At 72.4% G+C, this 23,507-nt stretch carries 22 protein-coding genes; 9 read left to right on the forward strand and 13 right to left on the reverse strand.

Annotated features, from left to right (window positions below):
* Positions 1–24: 24 nt before the first annotated feature.
* Entirely contained in the window at positions 25–765 is a 741-nt protein-coding gene (locus ACYVOM_RS21765; RefSeq protein WP_460305283.1) for an acetoacetate decarboxylase family protein, read from the reverse strand.
* A gap of 180 nt (positions 766–945) precedes the next feature.
* On the opposite strand from ACYVOM_RS21765, the gene ACYVOM_RS21770 reads away from it, so the two are divergent.
* Complete coding sequence (locus ACYVOM_RS21770; RefSeq protein WP_460305284.1) at positions 946–1,590, forward strand: TetR/AcrR family transcriptional regulator; 645 nt, start codon at positions 946–948, stop codon at positions 1,588–1,590.
* Positions 1,591–1,732: 142 nt separating this feature from the next.
* Here the strand turns inward: ACYVOM_RS21770 and ACYVOM_RS21775 are convergent, their stop codons facing one another.
* The 3 genes from ACYVOM_RS21775 to ACYVOM_RS21785 form a co-directional block, all read right to left on the reverse strand.
* Positions 1,733–2,344: an exonuclease gene (locus tag ACYVOM_RS21775; RefSeq protein ID WP_460305285.1), complete on the reverse strand. Its 612-nt coding sequence runs from the start codon at positions 2,342–2,344 to the stop codon at positions 1,733–1,735.
* A gap of 326 nt (positions 2,345–2,670) precedes the next feature.
* Positions 2,671–3,297, reverse strand: coding sequence for an alpha-ketoglutarate-dependent dioxygenase AlkB (locus tag ACYVOM_RS21780; RefSeq protein WP_460305286.1), 627 nt, complete (start codon positions 3,295–3,297; stop codon positions 2,671–2,673).
* 142 nt (positions 3,298–3,439) lie between these two features.
* Positions 3,440–5,572 carry a DEAD/DEAH box helicase gene (locus ACYVOM_RS21785; RefSeq protein WP_460305287.1) on the reverse strand — a complete coding sequence of 711 codons (2,133 nt, stop codon included), beginning with the start codon at positions 5,570–5,572 and terminating at the stop codon, positions 3,440–3,442.
* 142 nt (positions 5,573–5,714) lie between these two features.
* Between ACYVOM_RS21785 and ACYVOM_RS21790 the strand changes: the two genes are divergently transcribed.
* From ACYVOM_RS21790 to ACYVOM_RS21805, 4 genes are all read left to right on the forward strand, one after another.
* Positions 5,715–7,067, forward strand: coding sequence for an FG-GAP repeat domain-containing protein (locus ACYVOM_RS21790; protein ID WP_460305288.1), 1,353 nt, complete (start codon positions 5,715–5,717; stop codon positions 7,065–7,067).
* Positions 7,068–7,144: 77 nt separating this feature from the next.
* The gene (gene polX / locus ACYVOM_RS21795; RefSeq protein WP_460305289.1) at positions 7,145–8,848 is read left to right on the forward strand and encodes a DNA polymerase/3'-5' exonuclease PolX; all 1,704 of its coding nucleotides are present in this window, start codon (positions 7,145–7,147) and stop codon (positions 8,846–8,848) included.
* A gap of 106 nt (positions 8,849–8,954) precedes the next feature.
* Positions 8,955–10,115, forward strand: a complete 1,161-nt coding sequence (locus ACYVOM_RS21800; RefSeq protein ID WP_460305290.1) for a low temperature requirement protein A — start codon at positions 8,955–8,957, stop codon at positions 10,113–10,115.
* An 89-nt stretch (positions 10,116–10,204) separates the two neighbouring features.
* On the forward strand, positions 10,205–11,365 hold the full coding sequence (locus tag ACYVOM_RS21805; protein ID WP_460305291.1) for a low temperature requirement protein A: 1,161 nt from the start codon (positions 10,205–10,207) through the stop codon (positions 11,363–11,365).
* A 343-nt stretch (positions 11,366–11,708) separates the two neighbouring features.
* Here the strand turns inward: ACYVOM_RS21805 and ACYVOM_RS21810 are convergent, their stop codons facing one another.
* Together ACYVOM_RS21810 and ACYVOM_RS21815 are read right to left on the reverse strand one after the other, a co-directional pair.
* On the reverse strand, positions 11,709–12,356 hold the full coding sequence (locus tag ACYVOM_RS21810) for a thymidine kinase (protein ID WP_460305292.1): 648 nt from the start codon (positions 12,354–12,356) through the stop codon (positions 11,709–11,711).
* Positions 12,357–12,400: 44 nt separating this feature from the next.
* Positions 12,401–13,567, reverse strand: a complete 1,167-nt coding sequence (locus ACYVOM_RS21815) for an AarF/UbiB family protein (protein ID WP_460305293.1) — start codon at positions 13,565–13,567, stop codon at positions 12,401–12,403.
* 73 nt (positions 13,568–13,640) lie between these two features.
* On the opposite strand from ACYVOM_RS21815, the gene ACYVOM_RS21820 reads away from it, so the two are divergent.
* Complete coding sequence (locus ACYVOM_RS21820; protein ID WP_460305294.1) at positions 13,641–14,399, forward strand: winged helix-turn-helix domain-containing protein; 759 nt, start codon at positions 13,641–13,643, stop codon at positions 14,397–14,399.
* 364 nt (positions 14,400–14,763) lie between these two features.
* Positions 14,764–14,979 carry a hypothetical protein gene (locus tag ACYVOM_RS21825; protein ID WP_460305295.1) on the forward strand — a complete coding sequence of 72 codons (216 nt, stop codon included), beginning with the start codon at positions 14,764–14,766 and terminating at the stop codon, positions 14,977–14,979.
* A 24-nt stretch (positions 14,980–15,003) separates the two neighbouring features.
* Here ACYVOM_RS21825 and ACYVOM_RS21830 read toward each other — a convergent pair whose 3' ends face one another.
* The 5 genes from ACYVOM_RS21830 to ACYVOM_RS21850 form a co-directional block, all read right to left on the reverse strand.
* Positions 15,004–15,234, reverse strand: a complete 231-nt coding sequence (locus ACYVOM_RS21830; RefSeq protein ID WP_460305296.1) for a DUF6457 domain-containing protein — start codon at positions 15,232–15,234, stop codon at positions 15,004–15,006.
* A complete protein-coding gene (gene mobA, locus ACYVOM_RS21835) occupies positions 15,231–15,803 on the reverse strand; it encodes a molybdenum cofactor guanylyltransferase (RefSeq protein ID WP_460305297.1) in 573 nt (190 codons plus the stop codon). Before mobA ends, ACYVOM_RS21830 begins: the two co-directional genes overlap by 4 nt.
* Before the next feature lie 30 nt (positions 15,804–15,833).
* Positions 15,834–16,832: a GTP 3',8-cyclase MoaA gene (gene moaA, locus ACYVOM_RS21840; protein ID WP_460305298.1), complete on the reverse strand. Its 999-nt coding sequence runs from the start codon at positions 16,830–16,832 to the stop codon at positions 15,834–15,836.
* A 64-nt stretch (positions 16,833–16,896) separates the two neighbouring features.
* Positions 16,897–17,442 carry a CGNR zinc finger domain-containing protein gene (locus ACYVOM_RS21845; RefSeq protein ID WP_460305299.1) on the reverse strand — a complete coding sequence of 182 codons (546 nt, stop codon included), beginning with the start codon at positions 17,440–17,442 and terminating at the stop codon, positions 16,897–16,899.
* 28 nt (positions 17,443–17,470) lie between these two features.
* The gene (locus ACYVOM_RS21850; protein ID WP_460305300.1) at positions 17,471–18,040 is read right to left on the reverse strand and encodes a hypothetical protein; all 570 of its coding nucleotides are present in this window, start codon (positions 18,038–18,040) and stop codon (positions 17,471–17,473) included.
* 289 nt (positions 18,041–18,329) lie between these two features.
* Here ACYVOM_RS21850 and ACYVOM_RS21855 point away from each other — a divergent pair, with 289 nt between their 5' ends.
* Both ACYVOM_RS21855 and ACYVOM_RS21860 read left to right on the forward strand, forming a co-directional pair.
* Positions 18,330–18,854, forward strand: a complete 525-nt coding sequence (locus ACYVOM_RS21855; RefSeq protein ID WP_460305301.1) for a PaaI family thioesterase — start codon at positions 18,330–18,332, stop codon at positions 18,852–18,854.
* 86 nt (positions 18,855–18,940) lie between these two features.
* Complete coding sequence (locus ACYVOM_RS21860) at positions 18,941–20,134, forward strand: RtcB family protein (RefSeq protein ID WP_460305302.1); 1,194 nt, start codon at positions 18,941–18,943, stop codon at positions 20,132–20,134.
* 14 nt (positions 20,135–20,148) lie between these two features.
* Here ACYVOM_RS21860 and ACYVOM_RS21865 read toward each other — a convergent pair whose 3' ends face one another.
* Entirely contained in the window at positions 20,149–22,209 is a 2,061-nt protein-coding gene (locus ACYVOM_RS21865; RefSeq protein WP_460305303.1) for a CehA/McbA family metallohydrolase, read from the reverse strand.
* Between the two features lie 94 nt (positions 22,210–22,303).
* Positions 22,304–23,383: a GDP-mannose 4,6-dehydratase gene (gene gmd, locus ACYVOM_RS21870; protein ID WP_460305304.1), complete on the reverse strand. Its 1,080-nt coding sequence runs from the start codon at positions 23,381–23,383 to the stop codon at positions 22,304–22,306.
* Positions 23,384–23,507 lie beyond the last annotated feature (124 nt).

A 23,507-nucleotide genomic window follows, 5' to 3' on the forward strand; every position in this document is an offset into this window, starting at 1 on the left:
GTGGAACTAGGGGGACGGAGGAGGTCAGATGCTGCGGGAGCCGACGACCTGGCCGAGGTCGAAGTCGAACTCCTGGGTGTCCACGCGGGCGGCGAGGACGCGGATCTCACCGAGCGGGCCGAAGGGGTCACGGGGGCCGTCCGTGAGCGTGAGGGTACCTTCGGCCCGGAAGCTCGAGTGCAGGACGCTGTTGGGGTAGTCGACCCGGATGACCTGCGCGATCTCCGGCTTGGAGGCGTGGTCCCGGGCGAGGTTGCGCACCTGGAGGTTGCACACGCCCATGTCCGGCACGTTCAGCTCGGCGGGCCAGGCGCCGGCCTGCTCGGGGTGCACGGTGATCTCCGAGCGGATCAGGACGTCGCCGTGGCGGCGGCACTCCAGGTCGAAGCGCTCGGGGGTCTGCTCCCAGGTGAACTCGCCGCCCTTCTTGGGCCAGGGCCACATCTCGCGGCCCGCGGCGAGGCCCATGTCGATGTCGATGTACTCCAGCGAGCAGAACTTGCCGACGTGCTCCTCGAAGCGGCAGGGCACGTTGAACGCGACGTTGTGGGAGCCCTTGTAGCCGTCGACGTCGCCGATGAGCAGCCAGCTCACGACGACGAAGTCGCCGATGGGCTCCAGCGGCTCGGGCAGCAGGCGGCGGGTGACGCCCTCCTCGACGCCGCAGAGCAGCATCACGCGGGTGCAGTCGCGGAAGTGGTGCGGGGCGGGGTGGTACAGCGGGGTGGACCAGTCGGGGATGGTGATGGCGGTGGGGGACGACACGGGATCGGGCTCCAAAATCGAAATGGACTCTATTTTGATTTCGGGTAGTCTGGGGCATGGAAGCTCCCCGCGTCAAGAGGTGTCTTCGCAGGTGATCGTCCACATGGCCGCCCCGTGATCGCGAAGGGAGGAGCCGCAGATCGAGGCCGCTAAGGTGGTCCGGAGCCCGGAGGACATGACGTGAGCCACAGCCCGTTGATCGACCTCGCGGCGGCGATGCGCCGCCCGCCGACGCAGGAGCGCAGCAAGGCGAAGGTCCGCGCGATCCTCGACGCGGCCGACGAACTGCTCGGCGAGGTCGGCTACGAGGCGCTCGTGGCCACGCCGTGGCCGATCATCGAGCGGGCCGGCGTCACGACCGGCGTCTTCTACCACTACTTCGAGGGCGGCGAGGCGGTCCTGGAGGCGCTGGGGCTGCGCTACTTCCAGAGCGCGGGCGAACTGGTCGACGCGCTCGCCGGGCGCGCCTACCCCGACTGGGAGTCCGTGGTCGACGCCGTCGTCGACACCTACGCCGGGTTCTACGGGCGCCCGTCGGTCCGGGAGCTGTGGCTGAACAACCGCCTGACCACGGTGGCCAAGGAGGCCGGCCGGGAGGTCAACGACTACATCTACCGCACCATCACCGACCTGCTCCAGAGCGCCTCCGACGGCGCCCTCCGCCTCACCCCCATGGGCGCTCGCATCACCAACAGCATCGGCGACCAGCTCCTCCGCCTCGTGGACGACGAGTCCGAACCCGCCCGCACCGAGATGATCCGCGAAGTGAAGATCGCCATGCGCAGCTACTGCCGCAGCTTCCTCACCGGCCCCGACCGCCCCTGACCCCGCTCCCGGCCCGAGCCCCCGGGAACTCCGCCGCGAGGGCCGGGTCCAGCCGCGGGCGACGCGCCGCACCACAGCGGCCTGGAAGCGCGTCCCGCGCAGGCGAAGCCAGGCGAGCGGTCTTCGCAGCGACGGCGCGGGGTCAGGTGGGCTCGGGGGCGGGGGGCCGGGGGCGGCGAGGGGACTGCGCGGCGGCCGCGCGGGTGTCGCGGTCGGCGAGGATCGCCTCGAAGACGGCGGCGAGTTCGGCGGCGTCCTCGCCCGCGTGGTGGGTGTGCGGCAGCCCGGTGATCTTGAGCTTCTGCTTGATGACGCTCTTGCGGGTGCTCACCCACTCGTCGCCGGTGAGGCCCATCCAGTAGCTGCGCAGGTCGATTCCGGCTCCGCTGGCGTTGAACGGGCTGCGGCCCAGGAAGCGCACGAAGTACCAGTGCAGGTACATGCCGTCGAAGACCGCGGGGCCGGCGAGGAAGACGGGCCGGCCCTCGCGGCGCAGCCCGTGGATCCACGCGGCGGCCGCGGCCATCGCCTCCTTCGCGGGCGGCGCCTCGCGCAGCAGCCTGTCGCGGTCGAGCCCGCTGACCGCCAGGGCCGCGGGCTCGAACTCCGCCGAGATCGGCCGGATCTCGGTGTAGAACCGCAGATCGGGCCGGCCCACCACCGCCATGCCCAGCGACAGCATGCTGTACGGCCCTGGAATGGGCCCGTCGGCCTCGACGTCCACGGCCACATAGAACTCCGGCAACGACGACATCCCGCCAACCTAGATCGCACCTCCCCACCCCCGCAAAGCCTTTTCACCCCCCTGTCCGCCCCCGCTCCCGCACCTGCACGACCCGCACTCGCGAAGGCCCCACCTCACCGGGAAGCGCGGATCGCGCACCGCATCCGCCCCCCGGACTACGCGAACCCCGACGTACGTCCGCGCCTCGCGGAGCGGGTGAACCCCAGGGTGCGTCCGCGCCCCCTGGGGCACGGGGCCCGGCGTACTTCGCGCCTGGAGGAGGGAGGGAACGTCGGGGTGTGTCCGGGTCTCGGGGTGTGTCCGGGTCTTGGAGGGGCTCGGGGTGGGCGGGTGGGTCAGCGGACGCCGCGTGGGCGGAACTGGACGCTGATGCGGGGGCCTGTGGCGTGGGCGGATTTGGGGACGGCGTGCTCCCAGGTGCGCTGACAGGAGCCGCCCATGACGAGGAGGTCGCCGTGGGCCAGTTCGCGGCGCAGGGTGGGGCCACTGTGGTCGGCCGGACGCAGCAGCAGCGGGCGTGGGGCGCCCAGGACGAGCAGGGCGACCATGGTGTCCTCGGTCTTGCCGCGGCCGATGCGATCGCCGTGCCAGGCGACGCTGTCGCGGCCGTCGCGGTAGTAGCACAGCCCGACGGTGCGGAACGGCTCGCCCAGCTCCGCGGCGTAGTGCGCGCTGAGGCGATCGCGCAGATCGTCGAGGATCGGCAGGGGCAGCGGCTCGTGCTCGCCGTAGTAGCGGGTCAGCCTGGGGACGGCGACGACCTTCTCGTACATCACGCGCTCCTCGGCCTGCCATGGCACGGCCGACTCCAGCTCCTCGAAGAGCGTGGCCGAGCCCGACAGCCAGCCCGGCCGCATGTCGATCCAAGCCCCGTGGGACAGCTCGGTGCGCCGGACCGCGGGGCCCAGCTCGCCCGGACGGGGCTCATCCGCCAGGTCGAAAAGGGAACCCTGAAGCATCATGCGGCCCACTCTAAACCCCGAACACCCGTTCTAGCAAACATGTGTTCGATCCATCGTCGCAGCTCAGCGCGCTAGGCGGCCCTTCGAAGGCCACGGAACCGCACGCGGAACCCACACGTGAAACCCGGGCGCCGAGCGGCCGTCACCGCGGCGCGGCGAGACGGCGCTGCTCCTCGGCCACGACGGTGCGGGCGAGGTCGGCGTCGGAGAGGTCGACGGCCTCAGGTGCGGCGTCGGCGACGTCGCTGCGCCGGGCGTAGGCGTCGAAGACCCTGTCCTTGACCGCGAGCAGCGCCAGCATCCGCTCGTCCACGGAGTCGGGCGCGAGCAGCCGGTGCACCTGGACGGTGCGGACCTGGCCCATCCGGTGGGCCCGCGCGACGGCCTGCCTCTCCAGCGCGGGTTTGACCTGCGGCTCGCACAGGACCACGACGGAGGCGGCCTGGAGGTTGAGCCCGACCCCGCCCGCCTGGATCTGGGCGAGCAGGACCGCGTGGCCGTCCACCGCGGTGAACGCGTCGACGAACTCCTGGCGCCGCACGGCCGCGACGTCTCCGGAGATCGGGCCGAGCGCGCGCGGTACCGCCTCCCCGACCTTGGCGAGCACGTCCTTGAAGTAGGAGAAGACGACGACCTTGTGCCCGCTCTCGGCGGCCTCGGCGATGATCTCCTTGAGCCGCTCCAGCTTCGCCGACCTTCCCGGGTCCGCGTACGCGGCCCGTCGCATGGCCATGAAGTTCCCCGCCTGCACGGCCTCCCTGTAGGCGGCGAGGTCCGCGCGGCTGAACTCCTCCCATTCGTCGGTGTGCACGAGTTCCGGCAGCTCGGCGAGCACGTCCTCCTGGTTGCGCCGCAGGTAGGCCGGTCCGACGGCCCGGCGGAAGGCCTGCGCGCCGGCGACGGCGTCCTCGGCGTCCAGCGTCAGCTCGGGCTGGAGCATGGTGACGAGGTTGCGGAACTCCGCGACGCGGTTCTCCATCGGCGTCCCGGTGAGGAAGAGCACCCTCTCGGCCTTCTCCGCCCAGGACGCGACGGCCTTGGCCCGCCGGGTCTCCGGGTTCTTCACGTAGTGGGCCTCGTCGACGACGAGCATCGCGACGGGTGCGGCGCTCAAAGCGTGCAGCCCGTCGACGGTGGTCACCGCCACTCCCCCGGTGTCCCGCCACTCCGCGATGGCTTGCGCCCTGCCCGGACCGTGTGCCTTGTAGGGCTTCAGGGTGCTGTGCCGGGCGATCTCGCGTGTCCAGTTGACCAGGACGCTCGCCGGGCAGGCGACGAGGAAGTGCGCGGCCCCTTCGGCGCTCAGGTGGGCGAGGGCCGCTATCGCCTGGACGGTCTTGCCGAGGCCCATCTCGTCGCCGAGGACGACCCTCCGCTGCGCGAGGGCGAAGCGGGCGCCGAACTCCTGGTAGCCGCGGAGGGTGACCCTGCGGTGGGCGGCGTCGAGGGGCTGGGCGTTGACGCGCTCGGCGATCTCGTGCGGGAGGAAGCCCTCGGCTCGCGCGCGGTCGGGGACCGTGCCGGAGAGGTCGGCAAGGAGTGCGTAGTAGGCGGGCGCCTGGATCTCGAAGTCGATCCAGGCGGCCGTCGCGTCGGCGGGGTGCCGGGCGAGGTCGAGGGCGGCGTCCGCGACGAGGCGGGGCGCGTCCCCGTCGGCGGCGGCCTCGGCCAGGCTGGCCAGCGCGGCGCGGGCGAGGCCGCGGCGCCGTGATCCGGCGAAGAACCTGCGCAGGCGGCCGCGCGCGGGGGCGGCGTCGGCGAGGGCCGGGCCGAGGGCGCGGTCGAGCGCACGGGCGGCCTCGACCGCGCGCGGCAGGTCGGGGCCCGCGGCCACCAGGCGGTGCAGGGCCGCCACCAGGACCGTCTGCCGCGCCTCGCGGTCGTCGGCGTCGATCCGCACCGCGACGCTCTCGGCGACGGCCGCCGCGACCTGCTTGGCGGCCGCGGTGATCTGCCGTTCGGTCTGCGGGCCGACGCCGGGCACCTGCTGGAGGTCGTACGGGCGCGCGTCCAGCACGTCGAGGACCGTCGTGTACCCGGCCTCCTCCAGGCCGCCCAGGCGCAGCCGTCCTTCGGTGACGTCCTTGAGCCGGGCGACGGGGATGCCCGCGAGTTCTCCCCTGGCCTTCTCCTCCCGCAAGGGCGCCAGCGCGCTGTGCACCTCGGCCAGCGCGCGCTCGTGCTCCTCCAGGAGTCCTCGGGCGATCGCGTGCGTCCGGCCCGTGGTGTCGAGGATCGCCCTGATCTCGCCCGCCGGGGGCCAGCCGTCCGCCATGCCCACGATTATTCACATTCTGCGCGGCCGCGCGCGGAACTCGACCACCCAGCGTGTTACCACAAGAGAAACGCTATTCCACAGTACGAAACATGTGGTATTCAGAGGCGACCTCTCCTCATCCCCTATGGAGGTGGCGCCCATGCGCCCTGTTCGCCGTCTCGCCCTGCCGCTCGCGGTGGGGCTCGCCTGCGGTGCGGCACTCCCGGCCTCGGCCGGAGGAGCCCGCCCGGCCCTCAAGCCCACCGACCCGCCCGCACCCGCCTCCTTCACCCGGCACGTGGTGGACGGAGCCCTCCAGGGCGCGGCCTTCTCCGTCGCGTCCGACGTGTCCGGCGACCGCCGTCCCGAGATCGTCGCCACCGGGTTCGGCACGATCGTCCCCGGCGGGCCCGCCCCGTCCGGGGAGGTCGCGGTCTACAAGGCGGGCCGCGACATCGACACCTGGAGCAAGGAGCGCGTCTTCGGCCCCGAAGCGGGAATCGCCTACCCGAACGAGCCTTCCGTCGCCGACTTCGACCGCGACGGCGACGCCGACATCGCCGTCCCCGGGGGCTTCTTCCAGTGCGCGCCCGCCAAGTGCGGCTCGCTCACCTGGTGGGAGCAGACCCGCAAGGGCTGGGCGCGGCACGATCTCGTCGCCCCCGGCACGCAGCCGCTCTTCTACCACGGCGCCGTGCCCGTGGACTTCGACCGCGACGGGCGGCTCGACCTCGTCACGATCGGCGAGTCCTTCCCCGCGCCCGTCGCGATGCTGCCGGGGCAGGCCCCCGCGAACGCCTGGGTCCAGGTCTTCAGGGGCGTGCGCGGCGGCGGCTTCGCCACCGAGCCGGTCACCCTCGGCGCGGGAGGCGGCGCGCTGCCCGAGGTCGCCGACATCGACCGCGACGGCGACCTCGACGTCGCCAGCGCCCAGTACTTCCAGTCCGGCGCGTCCTACGTCTGGCTGGAGAACCTGGGCAAGGGCGTCTACACGACGCACACGATCGACACCACGCAGGGCAGGTCGATCCAGATCAAGCTGGTGCGGAACCTGCGCGGCGACCGCAAGAACGTCTGGGTGGCCTCCAACCACACCAACACCGCCTTCCCGCCCGGCTCCTCGGACCCGGCGTCCCAGGTCGTCACCTACGAGGTGCCGAAGGACCCGCGCCAGGCCTGGACGCCGACCGCGATCTCCGCCGGCATCACCGCCCGGCCCCGTCCGGGCCAGGCCGCCCCCGGCGTCATCGGCGACGGCGACATCGACGGGGACGGCGACATCGACATCGCGGTCTCCGGCGACGGCGACCCGCGCCTGTTCTGGCTGGAGCAGCGCGGCGACGGGTCCTTCGCGACCCACGTCCTCGCCGAGGGCCACGGCCAGGCGGGCGGCGCGATCGTCGCCGACCTCGACCGGGACCGCCGCAACGACCTCGCCTTCTCGGTCTACGAGCTGAACTCGGTCGTGGTGTTCACCCGCTCGGGCGGCGGACGGTTCCCCGCCGCGTCCTGATCGGCCCGGCACCCCCGGGAACCCCGGGGGTGCCGGTGATCGCGGAAAGTGTCAGACCCCGGTCGTAGTGTGGACGCATGGCTCGATCGAACGAGGCGGCGGCCGAAGCGCTGAACGAGTACGCGGAGCTCTTCGCCCTGGACGGCGGCGACGCCTTCCGGGTGCGCAGCTACCAGAAGGCGGCGAAGGCGATCGCGGGGCATCCACGCGATCTCCGCGAGATCACCGTCCGCGACGTGCCGGGCGTCGGCGAGGCGATCGCCAAGAAGGTCGAGGAGTTCCTGGCGCGCGGCAGCTTCCGCCAGCTCGACGCCCTGCGCGCCAAGGTGCCCGATGGCGTGCGCCGCCTCACCCGCATCCCCACCCTCGGCCCGAAGACCGCCCTGTTCCTCTACCGGGAGCTCGGCATCGACTCCGCCGACGCGCTGGCCGACGCGATCGCGGCCGGGCGGCTCAAGGGCGTCAAGGGCATGGGCCCCAAGACCGTCGAGAACCTCCTCGCGGGCATCGAGCAGATGCGCAGTTCCGGCGGCCGGGTGCACCGCGGCATCGCCTTCGACCTCGCCCAGCAGGTCATCTCCGTGCTCGGCGCCCAGTCCAGCCCGCCTGAGCGGATCGCCTACGCCGGGTCGCTGCGCCGGATGCGCGAGACCATCGGCGACATCGACGTCCTCGCCGTCGGCTCACCCCGCCTGATGGAGGCGCTCAAGGCGCAGCCGTTCGTGGCCGAGGTCGTCGCCTCCGGCGACAAGAAGACCTCGGTGCGCACCGACCGCGGCCTCCAGATCGACCTGCGGCTGGTCCCCGCGGAGTCCTGGGGCGCGGCGCTGGTCTACTTCACCGGCGGCAAGGACCACAACGTGCGGCTGCGCGAGATCGCGGTGCGCAAGGGCTGGAAGCTGTCGGAGTACGGCCTGTTCGAGGGCGAGCGCGTCATCGCCGCGGCCACCGAGGAGGACATCTACGCGGCCCTCGGCATGCAGTGGGTGCCGCCGCCGCTGCGCGAGGACCAGGGCGAGGTCGAGGCGGCGCTCAGGCACGAGCTGCCGGAGCTGGTGCAGGCGGCCGACCTCAAGGGCGATCTGCACACGCACACGAACCTCACCGACGGCGTGGCGTCGCTGGAGGAGATGCTCGCCGCCGCCGCGGACCTCGGCCACGCCTACTACGCGGTCACCGACCACGCGCCCGATCTGGCGATGCAGCGGATGACGCTCGACAAGGCGCTGGAGCAGCGGGCCGCGCTGGAGGCGCTCCAGGCGAAGTACCCGACCATGCGGCTGCTGCACGGCACGGAGCTGAACATCGGCCCGGACGGCTCGGTCGACTGGCCGCTGGAGGTCCTGGAAGGATTCGACATCCGCGTCGCGAGCGTCCATTCGCACTTCACCCAGCCGCGCGAGGAGATGACCCGCAGGTTCATCGCGGCCTGCGAGAACCCCGGCGTGCACATCATCGGCCACCCCACCACGCGCAAGATAGGCAAGCGCCCGCCCGTCGACGCCGATTGGGACGCCGTGTTCGACGCTGCCGCCCGCACCGGCACGATCCTGGAGATCGACTCCTTCCCCGACCGCGCGGACCTCCCCTCGGACCTGGTGCGGCGGGCCCGGCACCGGGGCGTCAGGTTCTCCATCGACAGCGACGCGCACGCCGTCCCGCACCTGGGCAACCAGCACTTCGGCGTCGGGATCGCCCAGCGGGCCGGCCTCACCGCCGAAGACGTGGTCAACACCTGGCCGGTCGAGAGGCTGCTGGCGCACCTGGCCGCCCCCGTCTGAAGGAGCACGGGGCGGATCGGCATGGCGTGCGGCGCACGTCCTGCTGACCCGCCGTGGCGGGACGGGTGCGGGACGCGACAGCCGCGCCGTCCTAGGATCGCCGGGCATGGCGCACGGGTGGCATCGCAGGATGGGCGGGCGGGATCCCGAGGAGGAGCACCGGGCTTCGACCCCGCTGGAGCTGTTCTTCGACCTGTGCTTCGTGGTGGCGGTGGCGCAGGCGGGAACGGCGCTGCACCATGCGATCGGCGAAGGGCACGTCGCGCACGGCGTCGGCGCCTACCTCATGGTCTTCTTCGCCATCTGGTGGGCCTGGATGAACTTCACCTGGTTCGCCTCCGCCTACGACACCGACGACGTCCCCTACCGCCTCACCGTCCTCGTCCAGATCACCGGCTCCCTCATCATCGCCGCGGGCGTGCCCAGGGCTTTCGAGTCCGAGGACTTCACGGTCATCGTCCTCGGCTACGTGGTGATGCGCACCGCGCTCATCGCGCAGTGGCTGCGCGCGGCGGCCGAGCATCCGGACGGGCGCGCGACGGCCCTGCGGTGCGCCGCCGGGCTGTTCGTCGTGCAGTGCCTGTGGGTGGCCTTCCTGTGGGTGCCGCACTCCCTCATCGGCTACGCCTGGGCGGTGTGCGCGCTGCTCGACCTCGCGGTGCCGATCGCCGCCTCCCAGGGCGGCACGTCCTGGCACCGGGAGCACATCGCCGAGCGGTACGGGCTGTTCACGCTGATCGTGCTCGGCGAGTCCGTGGGAGCGGCGACCCTGGCTTTCCAGGCCGCCTTCGCGACCGGCCGCACGGCCGAGCTCGTCGTCACCGCGCTCGGCGGGGTGCTGGTGATGGCCTCGCTGTGGTGGCTGTACTTCTCGCGGGACTCGGCGGTGCTGCTCACCTCGACGCGCGCCTCGTTCGTGTGGGGATACGGGCATTACGTGGTGTTCGCCGCCAGTGCCGCGGTCGGCGCGGGGCTGTCGGTCGTGGCCGCGCGCGCCGAGGGCGAGGCGGAGGTCTCCGCGCCGCTCGCGGCGGCCTCGGTGACGCTGCCCGTGGCCGTGTTCGTCGTCATGCTGTGGTTCCTGCACCGCCGCGCGGGCGGCACCGCCCTGCCCGCCCTCCTCGCGGCGGCGCTGGTGCTCGCCGCGACGTTCACGCCCGCCCCCGTCCTCGTCTGCGGCCTGCTCCTCGCGGCGCTCGTCGCGCTGCGCGAGATCCAGCACTCCCGTGAGGGACCCCGCGAAAGCACCGTTTCAGGGCAGGCTTGAGACCTGCGACCGACGCGGGCGGGCGGCCGAGGTCAGGCGGTTTGGCGGGGTTCGCGGTGGTCGGTGTGCCGCGCCTAGGATGGCGGGCCATGGCTTACGCGTGGCACAAGCGCATGCGGGCCCGGGACCTCGCCGAGGAGCACCGGGCCGCGACACCGCTGGAACTGTTCTTCGACCTGTGCTTCATCGTCGCCGTCGCGCAGGCGGGGACCGCACTGCACCACGCGATCGGCGAAGGGCACGTCGCGCACGGCGTCGGCGCCTACCTCATGATCTTCTTCGCCATCTGGTGGGCCTGGATGAACTTCACCTGGTTCGCCTCCGCCTACGACACCGACGACGTCCCCTACCGCCTCACCGTCCTCGTCCAGATCACCGGCTCCCTCATCATGGCGGCCGGGGTGTCCCGCGCCTTCGACGAGAACGACTTCACCATCATGATCGTCGGTTATGTGGTGATGCGCACCGCGCTCATCGGGCAGTGGCTGCGCGCGGCGGCGGCCGACCCGGACGGCCGGGCCACCGCGCTGCGCATGGCGGGCGGCCTGTTCGCCGTGCAGACCCTGTGGGTGGCTTTCCTCTTCGTCCCCGAAGGGGTGCGCACGCCCGTCTGGATCGCCTTCGCCGTCCTGGACGTCGGCGTGCCGATCCTCGCCGAACGGGCGGGGCGCACGCACTGGCATCCGCGGCACATCGCCGAGCGGTACGGCCTGTTCACCCTCATCATGCTGGGCGAGTCGATGGCCGCGGCGACGCTCGCGTTCAAGGCGGCGTTCGAGACGGGCTCCAGCGGCAGGCTGATCGTGACGGGGATCGGAGGGGTCGTCATCATGAGCGCGCTGTGGTGGCTGTACTTCTCACGCGACGCCTCGGAGCGCCTGACGGACACCCGCGCGGGTTTCCTCTGGGGCTACGGCCATTACGCGGTCTTCGCCGCGAGCGCCGCGGTCGGGGCGGGCCTCTCGCTCGTCGCGGCCCACCTGGAGCACGAGACCCACATCTCGGACGAACTCGCCGCGGCGTCCGTCACGGTCCCCGTCGCCGTCTTCCTGGTCGCCCTCTGGGTCCTGCACCATGACCTCACCGAGCCGTACCTCCCCCTCGCCGTCACCGTCTCCCTCGTCCTGGCGACGACCTTCACCCCCGCCGCCATCCCCCTGACAGGCCTCTGCCTAACCCTCCTGGTCGCTTACAAGGAGTTCCACTCCGCCCGCACCCCCGACCCCACCCCGGCCCCCGAACCCACCTGACCACCCCACCCGAGCAACCGCCGGACACCGCTCACACCACCGGTTCCCAGGGAGCGCCGAAGGCGCGGCTGAGCGCGGATTGCTCCCAGGGAGCGCCGCCAGGCGCGACCACACGCGGGTTGTTTCCAGGGAGCGCCGAAGGCGCGGCCGCTCACGTGATCGGGCGCCCCTGGGCTGCCCCGTAGGCCCCCAGGGCCGAAGGGGCAGCCCAGGGCGCGAAAGCGCCCGATCACAGCCTTGCCGCAGGCCCCCAGGGCCGGAGGCAAGGCCAGCAAACACAGCGCGAAAGCGCCCGATCACCGCCCTACCGCAGGCCCCCAGGGCCGGAGGCAAGGCCAAAAACTCAGCGTCCGAGGTCGCCGGCTCTGTGGTGGCGGCGGCAGAGGACCTTGTAGCGGATTTCTGCGGTGTCGTCGGTGTCGGCTATGACGACCTGTTCGCCGGCGCGGACGAGTTCGCCGCCGACGGTGCGGGCGTTGAGCTGGCCGGGACGGCCGCACCAGCAGAGGACTTCGACCTGGAGGCGGGAGACCTCGTCGGCGAGTTCGAAGAGGCGGCGGGTGGCGGGGAAGAGTTCGGCGCGGAAGTCGGAGGCGAGGCCGAAGGCGTAGACGTCGATGTCGCATTCGTCGACGAGGTCGGCGAGTTGTTCGATCTGTTCGACGGTGTAGAACTGCACTTCGTCGCAGACGACGTAGTCGAGGCGGGGTTGGGCGCCGCGGACGAGTTCGCCGAGGTCGGTGTCGTCGCCGACTTCGTGGGCGTCGCCGTCGAGGCCGATGCGGCTGGTGACGCGGGGTCCGCCGGATCTGTCGTGTTTGGTCAGAACGAGCCCGCGCCTGCCCTGCCTGCGGTGGTTGTAGTTGATCTGCAGTGCGAGGGTGGATTTGCCGCAGTCCATCGGCCCGTAGAAGAACTTGAGGACCGCGTCGCGGTGGAGTCCGCTGACTCCCGCGGGCGGGACCGATGACAATGCCGACAGATCACTCACGGGGTGTCAGTCTAGAAGGCGTCGGCCGTGGGTGGGACTCGGGTTCAGGTGAAGCCGGGGAGATGGGTGGCCGCTTCGTCGCGGAATGCGGCGGTTCCGCCCAGTGCGCCGAGGACGGCGAGGAGGGCGGGCAGGAGGTGGGCGGTCTGGCGGAGTTCGGGGGGCAGGGCCAGGTGGCGGGCCGCGGTGAGCATCGCTGGGGTGATCGCCTCGGTGACCCGGTCGGCGACCCAGCGAGGGCTGAAGGTGAAGGTCTCCTCGCGGACGACGGCGGCCAGGGAGCGCAGGAGTTCGGTGAAGGGCCTGAGGTCGGTGTCGGTCCCGCTGTGCGCGATCGCGTGGTCCCGGACGGCGGCGGCGATCCTGGGCGGTCCTCCGTCCGCGGCGGCGCGGGCGAGGGGGCCGAGGGCGGCGGGGTGCGGGTCGCCGACCGCGCCGAAGTCGAGGACGCCGAGCCGCCCGTCGGGCAGGAGGCGGAAGTTGGCGGGGTCGGGGTCGAGGTGGAGCAGACCGCAGCGGGCGGGCGCGGCGAGGGCGAACCGGAACAGCAGGACGGACGCGCGGTCGCGTTCGGTGCGGGTGCCGCGCCGGGCGACGGCGACCAGAGGACGCCCGCCGAGCCATTCGGTGACGAGGCAGGATCCGGCCTGGGCGACGACGGCGGGGACGCGGAAGTCGGGATCTTCGGCGTAGGCGGCGGCGAACGCCCGCTGTGCGGCGGCTTCGCGCGCGGTGTCGAGTTCCCGCGCGAGCACGGCGAGCAGCCCGGAGGTGACGGATCCGGCGCGCGGCAGCAGGACCGCGGTGAGCGGGGACAGCCGGTCGAGTTGGCGGAGGTCGTGCGCGAGGGCTTGGCGTGCGCCGGGGAACTGGAGTTTGACGGCGACCTCGCGGCCGTCGTGCCAGACGGCGCGGTGGACCTGGCCGTGGGTGGCGAGGGCGGCGGGCCGGTCGGCGAAGGACCGGAACAGGCCCGTCCAGTCGGGGCCGAGGTCGCGCGCGAGTTCCTGGTGGACGGCGCCCGGCAGCATCACGGCCGCCGCGCCCCGCAGCCGGGTCAGCGCGGCGCGGTAGGACGGCCCGGCCCCTTCGGGCAGGAGCCCTTCATACAGGGGCAGGACCCGCGCCATCCGGGTGACGCAAACGCGCAGTTCGCTCAGCACCTCGAACAGATGCCGGGTGATCCTCTCCTGAAGATCGTCTTCGCGCATCGCGCTTGGAGCATACCCGTCTAAACTTCCCCGGACACGGACTTGCCGACAGGCCGACTCGCGGGAGGGCGAAGTGGGGGGAACGACGGTCGTCGCCGACATGGCCGAGACCCTGGCGGGCCGGATCGTCGCCGGGGCCTATCCTGCCGGGACGCTCGCCCCGTCGGTCCGGCAGCTCGCCGCGGAGTTCTCGGTGAACCGGGCCACGGCTCAGCTCGTCCTGGTCCGGCTGGAGGCTGCGCGGCTGGTGGAGGCGCACCGGGGCAAGGGCTTCGTCGTGCGGGATCTCGGCCGGGACGGCGGGCTGGAGGTCTGCCGGGTGGTGCTGCGGCACGCGCGGCAGATCCCGGACACCGCGGTGGCCGTGTTCACCGGGACCTTGGAGCTCTACCACGACGTGCTGACGCGCTCGGCCCGGATCGTCGCGGCCCGGCCCGCCTCCTACGACCATCGCGCGGCGGTCTCCGCGCTGTCCCGGTTCGAGGGGCTGAGCACGCGGGGCGCGGCTCCCGCGGAGCTCCTGGGCGCCGAGCTCGCCATCGCCCGCGCGATCACCGCGGCCGCGGCCCGCCCGGTCCGGATCGCGCTGCTGAACTCGGTGGCCGAGATCCTGCGCGAGCTGCCGGAGGCGGCCGCCGCGCACTATCCGGCGGGGCCGAACGGGCATGTGCTGCTGTGGCGGACGCTGGTGACGGGCTGGGCGGGCGGCGTCGTGCCGACCGCCGCCGAGCTGGATCTGCTGGACGACGTGCTGGAGCTGCGGCTGCGCCAGGTCGGCGACAGGTTCGCCACGCTGCTGCGCGGGTCCGGCGGCACCGCCCTTCGGGCGTGACGACCGCGGGCGTGAGCGCCGCGGGCGCGAGGGCCGCGGGCGCGAGCGCGCCGGAGCGCGGACGCGATCGCGCGCCCGCGCTCCGGCCCTGTCGTCAGACAGCCGTCAGGCGGCCGACTATTCTTCCCGGTTCGCCGGAGGCATGGCCATCGGGCGGTCGTCCCGGGAGGAGCGTTTCTCCTGCTTCTGAGCGCGCGTAGCCTTGAGTGCGGCCTTCTTCGCCTTGCCGGACGTCTTGGCCGGCTTCTTCCTGTCACCCATGATGGTCCCCCGATCTTTGGGGCGCCCGATTTCGGGCGCAAGGTCCACGTTGCCTGGACTCGTCCCGAAACGACATCCACAGCAGACAAAGAACGGACAAACGGTGCACAACCCCGAGATCATCTGCTCCGCCAAGGACTGCCGTGCCGAGGCCTCCTGGGCCCTGCGCTGGAACAACCCCAAGCTGCACACCCCCGAGCGGCGCAAGGTCTGGACGGCGTGCGACGACCACCGCGGAAGCCTCAGCGAGTTCCTGGACCGGCGCGACTTCCTCAAGGACGTCGTCCCGGTGGGCGACCTCGCGCCCACCGACGGCTGAAGGCCGGGCGCCGCGCGACGGGCTTCAGCCTTCGGCGGGCTTGCGGGCGAGGGCGAGCGCGCTCAGCCGACGCGCCGCGTCCTCAGGGTCGGCGCCCTGCCCGACGGCCACGCCGAGCAGGTAGGCGGTCAGCGGCGCGGCGGGCCTGGCGACGGAGTGGGCGACGTCCCGGGTGAGATCGAGCACCAGGTCGGTGTCCAGGAGCGCCGGGTCGAGGCCCAGTTCCGCGCTCGCCTCGGCCAGCCAGTCCTTCATCGGAGCCTCTCCTCGGCGCGTGCCAGGTCCTCGGGGGTGTCGCAGTCCGACCAATGCGCCTCGGCCGCGACGCGGACGGGGCCGAGCGGGTCGAGCAGGCCGCGCAAGGAACCGCCCGCGTACGTCTCCAGGGCGACCCGCAGCGTGTCGGTCCGCCACGCCCCGGTCAGCCACTGGTCCCGGCCCCCGGCGTCCACCAGGACGGCGTTGGGATGCGCCAGGAGCCCCGCGACGACCGGGGCGGTGAGAAAGGGCAGGTCGGCCGCGAGCAGGACGGTCCGGGGGGCTGAGACGATCTGGAGGCCCGCGCGCAGCGCCGGCACGGGCCCGGAGCCGGGCGGGTCCTCATGGACGAACACCGCCTCCATGCCGGGCCGCACGGGCCCGACCACGATCGTGCGCGAGGCGTCGGCGACGGCGCTCGCCACCCGCTCGATCAGCGGCACACCGCCGACCATGGCGCCGGGCTTGTCCTGTCCGCCGAACCTGCGCGCGGCCCCTCCGGCGAGGATCACGGCGTCGAAGGGCTCGCCGGGGCTTCCCGCACCGTCCGTCTGAGATGTGCTCACAAGTCCACCCCTTCCCGGATCTCGGGCGGGTCAGCCGCCGATCGCCGACATCGGGCGGTCCGGCTGGAGGAAGGACGGGTCGTCGATCCCGTGGCCCGGCATCTTGGACAGGACCGCGGCAGCCCAGCGTTCGGCGATCTCCTCGTCCGAGGCCCCGCCGCGCAGCGCCGCCCGCAGGTCGGACTCCTCGCGGGCGAACAGGCAGTTGCGGATCTGCCCGTCGGCCGTCAGCCGGACCCTGTCGCACGACCCGCAGAAGGGCCGGGTGACCGAGGCGATGACGCCGACGCGCCCGCGCAGGCCCTCGCCGTCCACCGCGAAGCGTTCGGCGGGCGCGCTCCCCCGGTCCGCCGAAGGCAGCGGGGTGAGGGTGAAGGCGGTCGCCAGCAGGGCCTGGAGCTCGTCGGCGGTGACCATCTCCCGCCGGTCCCAGCCGTGCTGGGCGTCCAGCGGCATCTGCTCGATGAAGCGCAGTTCGTACCCGCGCTCCAGGCAGAACCGCAGGAGCGGGACCGCCGCGTCCTCGTTGACCCCGCGCAGGATCACCGCGTTGACCTTGACGGGGGTGAGCCCCGCCTCCGCCGCCGCGGCCATGCCGTCCAGGACGTCGGGAAGCCTGTCGCGATGCGCGAGCCTGCGGAAGACCTCGCGGTCGAGGGTGTCCAGGGAGACGTTGACGCGCGCCAGGCCCGCCTCCTTCAGCCCCGAGGCGACCTTGGCGAGGCCGATCCCGTTGGTGGTGAGGGAGACCTCCGGCCGCGGCTCCAGCGCGGCCACCCGCTCGACGATCCCGACGATGCCGCGGCGCAGCAGCGGCTCGCCGCCGGTGAGCCGGACCTCGGTGATGCCGAGGCGCTCGACGCCGATCGCGACGAGCCTGACGACCTCGTCGTCGGTGAGCACGTCGGGCTTGGGCAGCCAGTCGAGGCCCTCGGGCGGCATGCAATAGGAGCAGCGCAGATTGCACCGGTCGGTGAGCGAGACCCGCAAGTCGGTGGCCTGCCTGCCGTGCCGGTCGAGCAACCGCACCCCGAACCACCCCTCTCGCCTGCGAATCCCCCCAGCATAGGCGTTGGGCGGAACGCGCGGCGTCCTAGCCCGCGCGGCGGCGCGCGCGGTAGGCCGCGACGTGGGCGCGGTTGCCGCAGGTGCGGCTGTCGCAGAAGCGGCGGCAGCGGTTGCGCGACAGGTCCACCAGGACCCGGTCGCAGCCTTCGGCGGCGCACGAGCTCAGCCGGTCCAGCTCCCCCGCCGCGGCGACGTAGGCGAGCGCCATCCCGCAGTCGACGGCCAGGTGCTCGCCTATGCGGGATCCGGGCGCGAAGTAGTGCACGTGCCAGCCGTGCCCGTCGTGGTCGGTGAGGTAGGGAGCGGTGCCCACCTCGGCGAGCAGTCCGTTGATCAGCGGCACCGCCCGCGCCGTCTCGCCGGCGTCGAAGATCTCCCGGAACCGCGTGCGCAGCGCGCGCACCGCGGCGAGGTCGGCGTCCGTCAGCGGCGGCACGTCGCTGGCCCCGGTGCCGTCCACGAACGCCGCCAGCGCGGGGAGATCGGGCAGCCCCTCGGCACCGTCCGCCGCACTGTTGACCAGATCCACCATGACGTCGAGGGCGTGCTCGGTGTCGTGGGTGAAAATCATGGCTCGCAGTGTAGTGCGCGAACGCGCCTCAGATTCCGTAATGGGGATCGGCCACGACGGGGTAGGCCGCGCCCTCGTGGGGCAGCCGCATGATGATCGCGCCGCCTTCCAGGTCCCAGCGCGCGGCCAGGGGGCGGAAGAGGGAGTCGCACGCCCACGGCGTGTAGAAGCGGCCGACGGTGGCGCCGTAGCGGAGGTTCACCACGTCGAAGCCGCCCGAAGGCATCGCCTCCAGGGCGAGTCCCTCGGCGAGGCCGACGGGGAACCGGAAGGAGGTGGGCGCCTCCGGGCCGTGCACGACGGTGACGAGGCGGATACCGTCCTGGGTCGTCTGGGCGACGATGTCGGTGTCCACGTCGATGCCGACGAAGACCCGCAGGCTGGGCCGCAGCACGGTCGCCGCGCGGTCGGGTGGGCAGTCGATGCCGACGTGGATGCGCTGGCGGTCCCTGGTCGGCGCCCACACGCCGTCGCGTGCGCGGGTGGCCCACTGCACGTCGGCGTTGTCGAACTCCTGTGGCTCGGCCTTACCCCGGGCGGCCAGGACCTGGGAGGCCGCGTTCATCGCCGCCGTCGCCCCATCGCGCGCGTGCCGCATCGGCACACCCTCCTCGAACACTGAACACTCACCTAAGACATCCCGGTCGGCCGGCACCGGTATCGGTGGGCGCTGCACCGGTTTATCACGTGTGTTACGGCGACGAAGAACTTTGGACCCCATGAGCACGGATTTGCGATCGGATGAATACTTTGAGTTATGGGAAAGGGGCTTCCGGGGGGCTCGGCACCCCTCACCCGATCCCGCGCGGGGGTCCTCGGATAATGGATGGCCGCGCGCACGGGCATCCGCGCGGCGGGTGAAGCGCGCCGGGGAAGAGGGGACAGGAATGAGCGAGAGCGAGCAGGTGCCGGGCGACGGCGTGATCCGGGTGGCCGACCTTCCGGAGGCGGACCGCGCCTTCATCCGCGACGAACTGCGCCGCAACACGCCCCTGCACCACCTCCTCGCCCTGGAGGTGGTGGAGATCGGGACGCGCCACGCTGTGGTGTCGATGCCGGTCCGCGAGGAGGCGTTCAACAGCACCGGCAACCTCCACGGCGGCGCGATCGCCACGCTCATCGACGTCGCGGCGGGCACCGCGGCGGCGCGCGGCAGCGGGTTCCGGCCGGGCGAGCAGAGCCTGGTGACGGCCGACCTGCACGTGCGCTACCTCGGCCGGCCCAACGGCGACATGGTCTTCGCGCACGCCGAGGTGATCAAGGCGGGCCGCCAGCTCGTGATCGTGGAGTGCCGGGTCAAGGACCACGAGGACCGCGTCGTGGCCTCCGCGGACTTCTCGATGATGATCGTGCCGCTGCGCGAGTCGCTGCGCCCGGTCGCCGACGCGAAGCCGCACGATCCCGATCTGTAGCGCGGAAAACCGTTTGATCTCCGCCCTCCCTTTCGGCTTTGATCGTCGAGGCGCCCACCGAACAGGACGAGGAAAAGGAGACGGTGATGCCATTCACGAGACTTCCCGGCGGATCCGCTTCGATCCGCATGTGGGCCGACCCGGAAACGGTCGAGCAGCAGGCGCTGGATCAATTGCGGAATGTCGCGGCGCTGCCGTGGGTGCACGGAATGGCGGTCATGCCGGACGTCCACTACGGAAAGGGCGCGACGGTCGGCTCGGTCATCGCCATGCGCGGCGCGGTCTCGCCGGCCGCGGTCGGCGTGGACATCGGCTGCGGCATGACGGCGGTCAAGAGCTCCCTGACCTTGGAGGACCTTCCGGAGGACCTCGGGCCGCTGCGCTCGAAGGTCGAGCGGGTCCTGCCCGTCGGGCGCGGGATGCACCGCGGCGAGGTCGACCCCTCCGGGGTTCCGGGCCTGCGCGAGCGGGGCTGGTACGAGTTCTGGAAGTCCTTCGACGACCTCGCGCCGGCCGTCCGGCGTGACATGGGCCGGGCACGCAAGCAGATGGGTTCGCTCGGCGGCGGAAACCACTTCTGGGAACTGTGCGCCGACGACGCCGGGGCCGTCTGGGTGGTGCTGCATTCGGGCTCGCGGGGCATCGGGAACCAGCTCGCGGAAGTGCACATCGAAGCTGCACGAAACCTACCGCACAACCAGGATCTACCCGATCCGGACCTCGCGGTATTCCTTACCGGAACCGCGAAGATGGCCGCTTACCGGCACGATCTGTTCTGGGCGCAGGAATACGCCCGGCGAAACCGGGCGATGATGCTCGCGCTGACGGTGAACGCCGTCATCGCGCAGTTCAGGGGCCGCAGGGTGCGGTGGGAGGAACCCATCTCCTGCCACCACAACTACGTGGCCGAGGAGGAGTACGACGGCGTCGAGGTGATCGTCACCCGCAAGGGGGCGATCCGGGCGGGCCGGGGCGATCTCGGCATCATCCCGGGCTCGATGGCGACGGGCACCTACATCGTCCGAGGGCTCGGCAACGACGCCGCCTTCAACTCCGCGTCGCACGGGGCGGGCCGGAAGATGAGCCGCAACCAGGCCCGCAAGCGGTTCACCGTCGCGGACCTGGAGGAGCAGACCAAGGGCGTGGAGTGCCGCAAGGACTCCGGCGTCATCGACGAGATCCCGGGCGCCTACAAGGACCTGGAGTCGGTCATGGCGGCGCAGAGCGACCTCGTGGAGGTCGTGGCGCACCTCCGGCAGCTCATCTGCATCAAGGGCTGAGCGTCGGTCGGGCGTCAAGGGCTGAGCGCCTCCAGGCGGCCCCGGTAGACCGCCCCCGCCTTCTCCAGCAGTCCGGGGAGGGCGGGGTCGGGGTCGTGGGCGCGCGCGTCCAGGAGCGCCGCCAGGCGCTCGATCCAGCGCAGGCACCAGCGCAGATCCTCGGCCCGGGCGGCGGTCCGGCCCGAGACGTCGACGTGGACGGGGCTGGTGTGCGCGTAGGCGCCGCGCGGGTCGAGGACCTCCGGGGTGGACGGGCCCTCGGCCTCGGCGACCAGGTAGGTCGGATGGCGCACGTCGTACGCGACCTCCGCCTCTCCCTCCCCCTCGGCGACGATCCCTTCGGCGTCGTAGATCCGGACCTTGTTCCGCGGGCCCGTCACGGTGGCACGGGCCCGCAGCCAGTGGCCGGGCTCCGCGGTGACCCTCTCCCCCGGCCCGTGTCCGGCGACGTCGAGCGCCAGCCACGGGCCGTTCGTGGCGAACGTGCGGCCCGCGCGTATGGCGTCCTGGTAGGCGGGCACGGTGAGCGGCCCGTCCAGGCGGGCGTACACGCGGGCCCAGCCAGGCGGGTTCGAGTACGTCGCCAGGCGTCCGTAGGAGAGCATCACGTCGGTCCCCGCGGTAGCGGCCAGGCGCACCCCCGCGCCGAGAAGCCTGCGGTACATGCGGGCCGTCCCTGTGCACGACAGGTGGGTGAGGACGTCGAGGCCGTCCACGAGCCCGAGGGCGGCGTCCACGACGAGTTCGCGGGCCGCGCACGAGCGCACCCCCTGGAAGAGCGCGTCGAGCGGGTCGGGCGTGTCGGAGCCGAGCGGGTGCGCCCAGGTGACGATCCCGCCGCGCTCATGGATCTCCGCGCACATCGCGGCCGTGGAGGGGCGGTCGGCGGGCCGGCCGGACGCGGGGTGGCCGGAGTGGAAGCGGGAGGGCTCGCCTTCGGCTCCGAACGACGCGATGTGCCCCAGGAGGTCGTTGCGGTACTCCGCGCCCATCCGGGCGATCCGGTCCGGCCCCGACCAGGGCAGGTCGCGGCCCGCCCAAGCCGCGAGCGCCTCCCGGTCGTAGACGAAGTCCGTGGTGGCGTTGGCCGCCAGGGGGTTCAGCACGTGCAGCGCCTCGCCCGCCTGCATCCGGGCCGCGTCTGCGGGCCCGGCGACCTGGTCCCCGGCGAAGTTGAGGTGCAGGTGGAGGTCGCCGCCGTACCAGCCGCCGGCCGCCGGATCCCGGACGGGCGCGGGATCGAGTTCCACGAGGGCGGTCTCCCCCTCGGAGGGGCGGATTCCGGCCGTGGCCGTGCCGAAGTCCATGCCTCGGGCCGCGGTCACCGTCAGTTCCTCGGCCGGGACGTCCAGGACCACGTCTGAGCCGTGGAAGTAGGCGCGGCCGTGGGCGTCCCACTTGCGGAGCACGCCTTCGGGGAACCAGCCCCGCCCCTCGGGGCTGAGCACGCTCCACCGGCACGGCTCCGGCGAGCGAAGCCGCAGACGTGCCTTCGGCGTCTCCCGGACGGTCTCCGGCAGCGCCACCTCCCGCCCGCCGACGAGCAGCGGCCCTCCGCGCGCGTCCAGGGTCCCGGCCAGGCACCCGCCCGGCTGGACGGTCCCGAGCGGCGCCACCTCGACGGGTGCCGACGCCGCCGACTCCACGACGACGAGCAGCTCGAACGGCTCCCCGGCCAGAACGGGCTGGCGGGTCTCCGGCCCGAGGAAGCGCACCTCCCCGTCCTGGAAGGCGTCGGTCAGCCCGAGGACCGCGACCCCGTCCGGCACCCGCCCGCGCAGCGCGTCGCGGAACGCCGACGGCATGTCGCGGGAGGGCGCGGCGTCGATCGCGTCGTCCAGGGAGAGCCCGGCGCGAAGTCCCGCGAGGACGGGCGAGGCGAGCAGCTCGACATGGGAGACATGCCGCAGATAGGGGACGAGCGGCCCGTACAGCGACAGGGCCGACTCGTTCCAGTTCGCCCCCTCCCGCGCGACGATCTCGCGGTAGAGGGCGAGCGCGTCCGCGACCGGGCCGGGCAGGCCGCCGGGCAGGCCGTGGTCCCCCGCGTGGCCGCATCGGTGATCGTCGCGCATGCTCCCACGCTGACGGCCGCCCCGTCCGTCCCACAAGCCGTTGGCCGCTTCCGGGCCGCCCGCAGGGCAACCGAGGGCGGCGCGGGGCCGGCCGCTACCAGTGGTCGGGGCTGAACGGCTCCTCGTCAGGGCGGTCGGAGGCCGACAGCAGCGCCAGGTCGGAGTCGACCATCATGGCGACGAGTTCCTCGAAGGAGACCTCAGGCTCCCAGCCGAGCTGCTCGCGGGCCTTCTTCGGGTCGGCGCACAGCAGGTCGACCTCGGCGGGGCGGGTGTAGCGCTCGTCGAGCACCACGTGCCGCTCCCAGTCCAGGCCGACCCGGCCGAACGCCAGCTCCACCAGCTCGCGGACCGAGCGGGTCACGCCGGTGCCGATCACGTAGTCCTCGGGGGTGTCCTGGACGAGCATCATCTGCATCGCCTTGGCGTAGTCGCCGGCGAAGCCCCAGTCGCGCCGGGCCTCCAGGTTGCCCAGGCGCAGCTCCTGGGCGAGCCCGAGCTTGATCCTGGCCACCCCCAGGGTGATCTTGCGGGTGACGAACTCGGCCCCGCGGCGCGGCGACTCGTGGTTGAACAGGATCCCGCTGACGGCGAACATGCCGTAGGACTCGCGGTAGTTCTGGGTGATGAAGTGGCCGTAGGTCTTGGCCACGCCGTAGGGGCTGCGCGGGTGGAACGGCGTCAACTCGCTCTGCGGCGTCTCGCGCACCTGGCCGAACATCTCCGAGGAGGACGCCTGGTAGAAGCGGATCTGGGAGCGGGGTTCGGTCGAGCGCGAGCCGCTGATCCCGCTGACGACGCGGATCGCCTCCAGGACGCGCAGCGTGCCCATTCCGGTGACCCCGGCCGTCAGTTCGGCCTGCTGCCAGGACATCGGCACGTAGGAGATGGCCCCGAGGTTGTAGACCTCGTCCGGCTGGACCCGTTCGACCGCGGAGATCAGCGATCCCTGATCCAGGAGGTCACCGGTGGTGATCTTGACATCGCCGATGTGCTTGCGGAGCCGCGCCACGTGGGGGTTGGCCTGGCCGCGCACGAGTCCCCAGACCTCGTACCCCTGCTCGAGCAGGTGCTCGGCGAGGTAGGAACCGTCCTGCCCGGTGATGCCGGTGATGAGCGCTCGCCTGGTCAGCGGAACCCCCCTCTGATGTGCCGCGAGGGCACTGACTGTCAAGAACAACACACATAATTGTGTGAAAGAAGAGGTTATCCACCTAAGTGTCCTTCTGAGTAGTCCGGGGTTGGTTTCGACCGAATCCGATTCACCGAAGCCCGTCCCGCTCGCGAGGGAACCTAGG

It is taken from the genome of Actinocorallia aurea (assembly GCF_054783995.1).

Bases quoted from the DNA above. Each gene is read 5' to 3' on its own strand.
- ACYVOM_RS21775 (WP_460305285.1), bottom strand. From the start codon at position 2,344: ATGTCGTCGTTGCCGGAGTTCTATGTGGCCGTGGACGTCGAGGCCGAC.
- ACYVOM_RS21780 (WP_460305286.1), bottom strand. From the start codon at position 3,297: ATGATGCTTCAGGGTTCCCTTTTCGACCTGGCGGATGAGCCCCGTCCG.
- ACYVOM_RS21785 (WP_460305287.1), bottom strand. From the start codon at position 5,572: ATGGCGGACGGCTGGCCCCCGGCGGGCGAGATCAGGGCGATCCTCGAC.
- ACYVOM_RS21790 (WP_460305288.1), top strand. From the start codon at position 5,715: ATGCGCCCTGTTCGCCGTCTCGCCCTGCCGCTCGCGGTGGGGCTCGCC.
- polX (WP_460305289.1), top strand. From the start codon at position 7,145: ATGGCTCGATCGAACGAGGCGGCGGCCGAAGCGCTGAACGAGTACGCG.
- ACYVOM_RS21800 (WP_460305290.1), top strand. From the start codon at position 8,955: ATGGCGCACGGGTGGCATCGCAGGATGGGCGGGCGGGATCCCGAGGAG.
- ACYVOM_RS21805 (WP_460305291.1), top strand. From the start codon at position 10,205: ATGGCTTACGCGTGGCACAAGCGCATGCGGGCCCGGGACCTCGCCGAG.
- ACYVOM_RS21815 (WP_460305293.1), bottom strand. From the start codon at position 13,567: ATGCGCGAAGACGATCTTCAGGAGAGGATCACCCGGCATCTGTTCGAG.
- ACYVOM_RS21830 (WP_460305296.1), bottom strand. From the start codon at position 15,234: ATGAAGGACTGGCTGGCCGAGGCGAGCGCGGAACTGGGCCTCGACCCG.
- ACYVOM_RS21845 (WP_460305299.1), bottom strand. From the start codon at position 17,442: ATGATTTTCACCCACGACACCGAGCACGCCCTCGACGTCATGGTGGAT.
- ACYVOM_RS21850 (WP_460305300.1), bottom strand. From the start codon at position 18,040: ATGCGGCACGCGCGCGATGGGGCGACGGCGGCGATGAACGCGGCCTCC.
- ACYVOM_RS21855 (WP_460305301.1), top strand. From the start codon at position 18,330: ATGAGCGAGAGCGAGCAGGTGCCGGGCGACGGCGTGATCCGGGTGGCC.
- ACYVOM_RS21860 (WP_460305302.1), top strand. From the start codon at position 18,941: ATGCCATTCACGAGACTTCCCGGCGGATCCGCTTCGATCCGCATGTGG.
- ACYVOM_RS21865 (WP_460305303.1), bottom strand. From the start codon at position 22,209: ATGCGCGACGATCACCGATGCGGCCACGCGGGGGACCACGGCCTGCCC.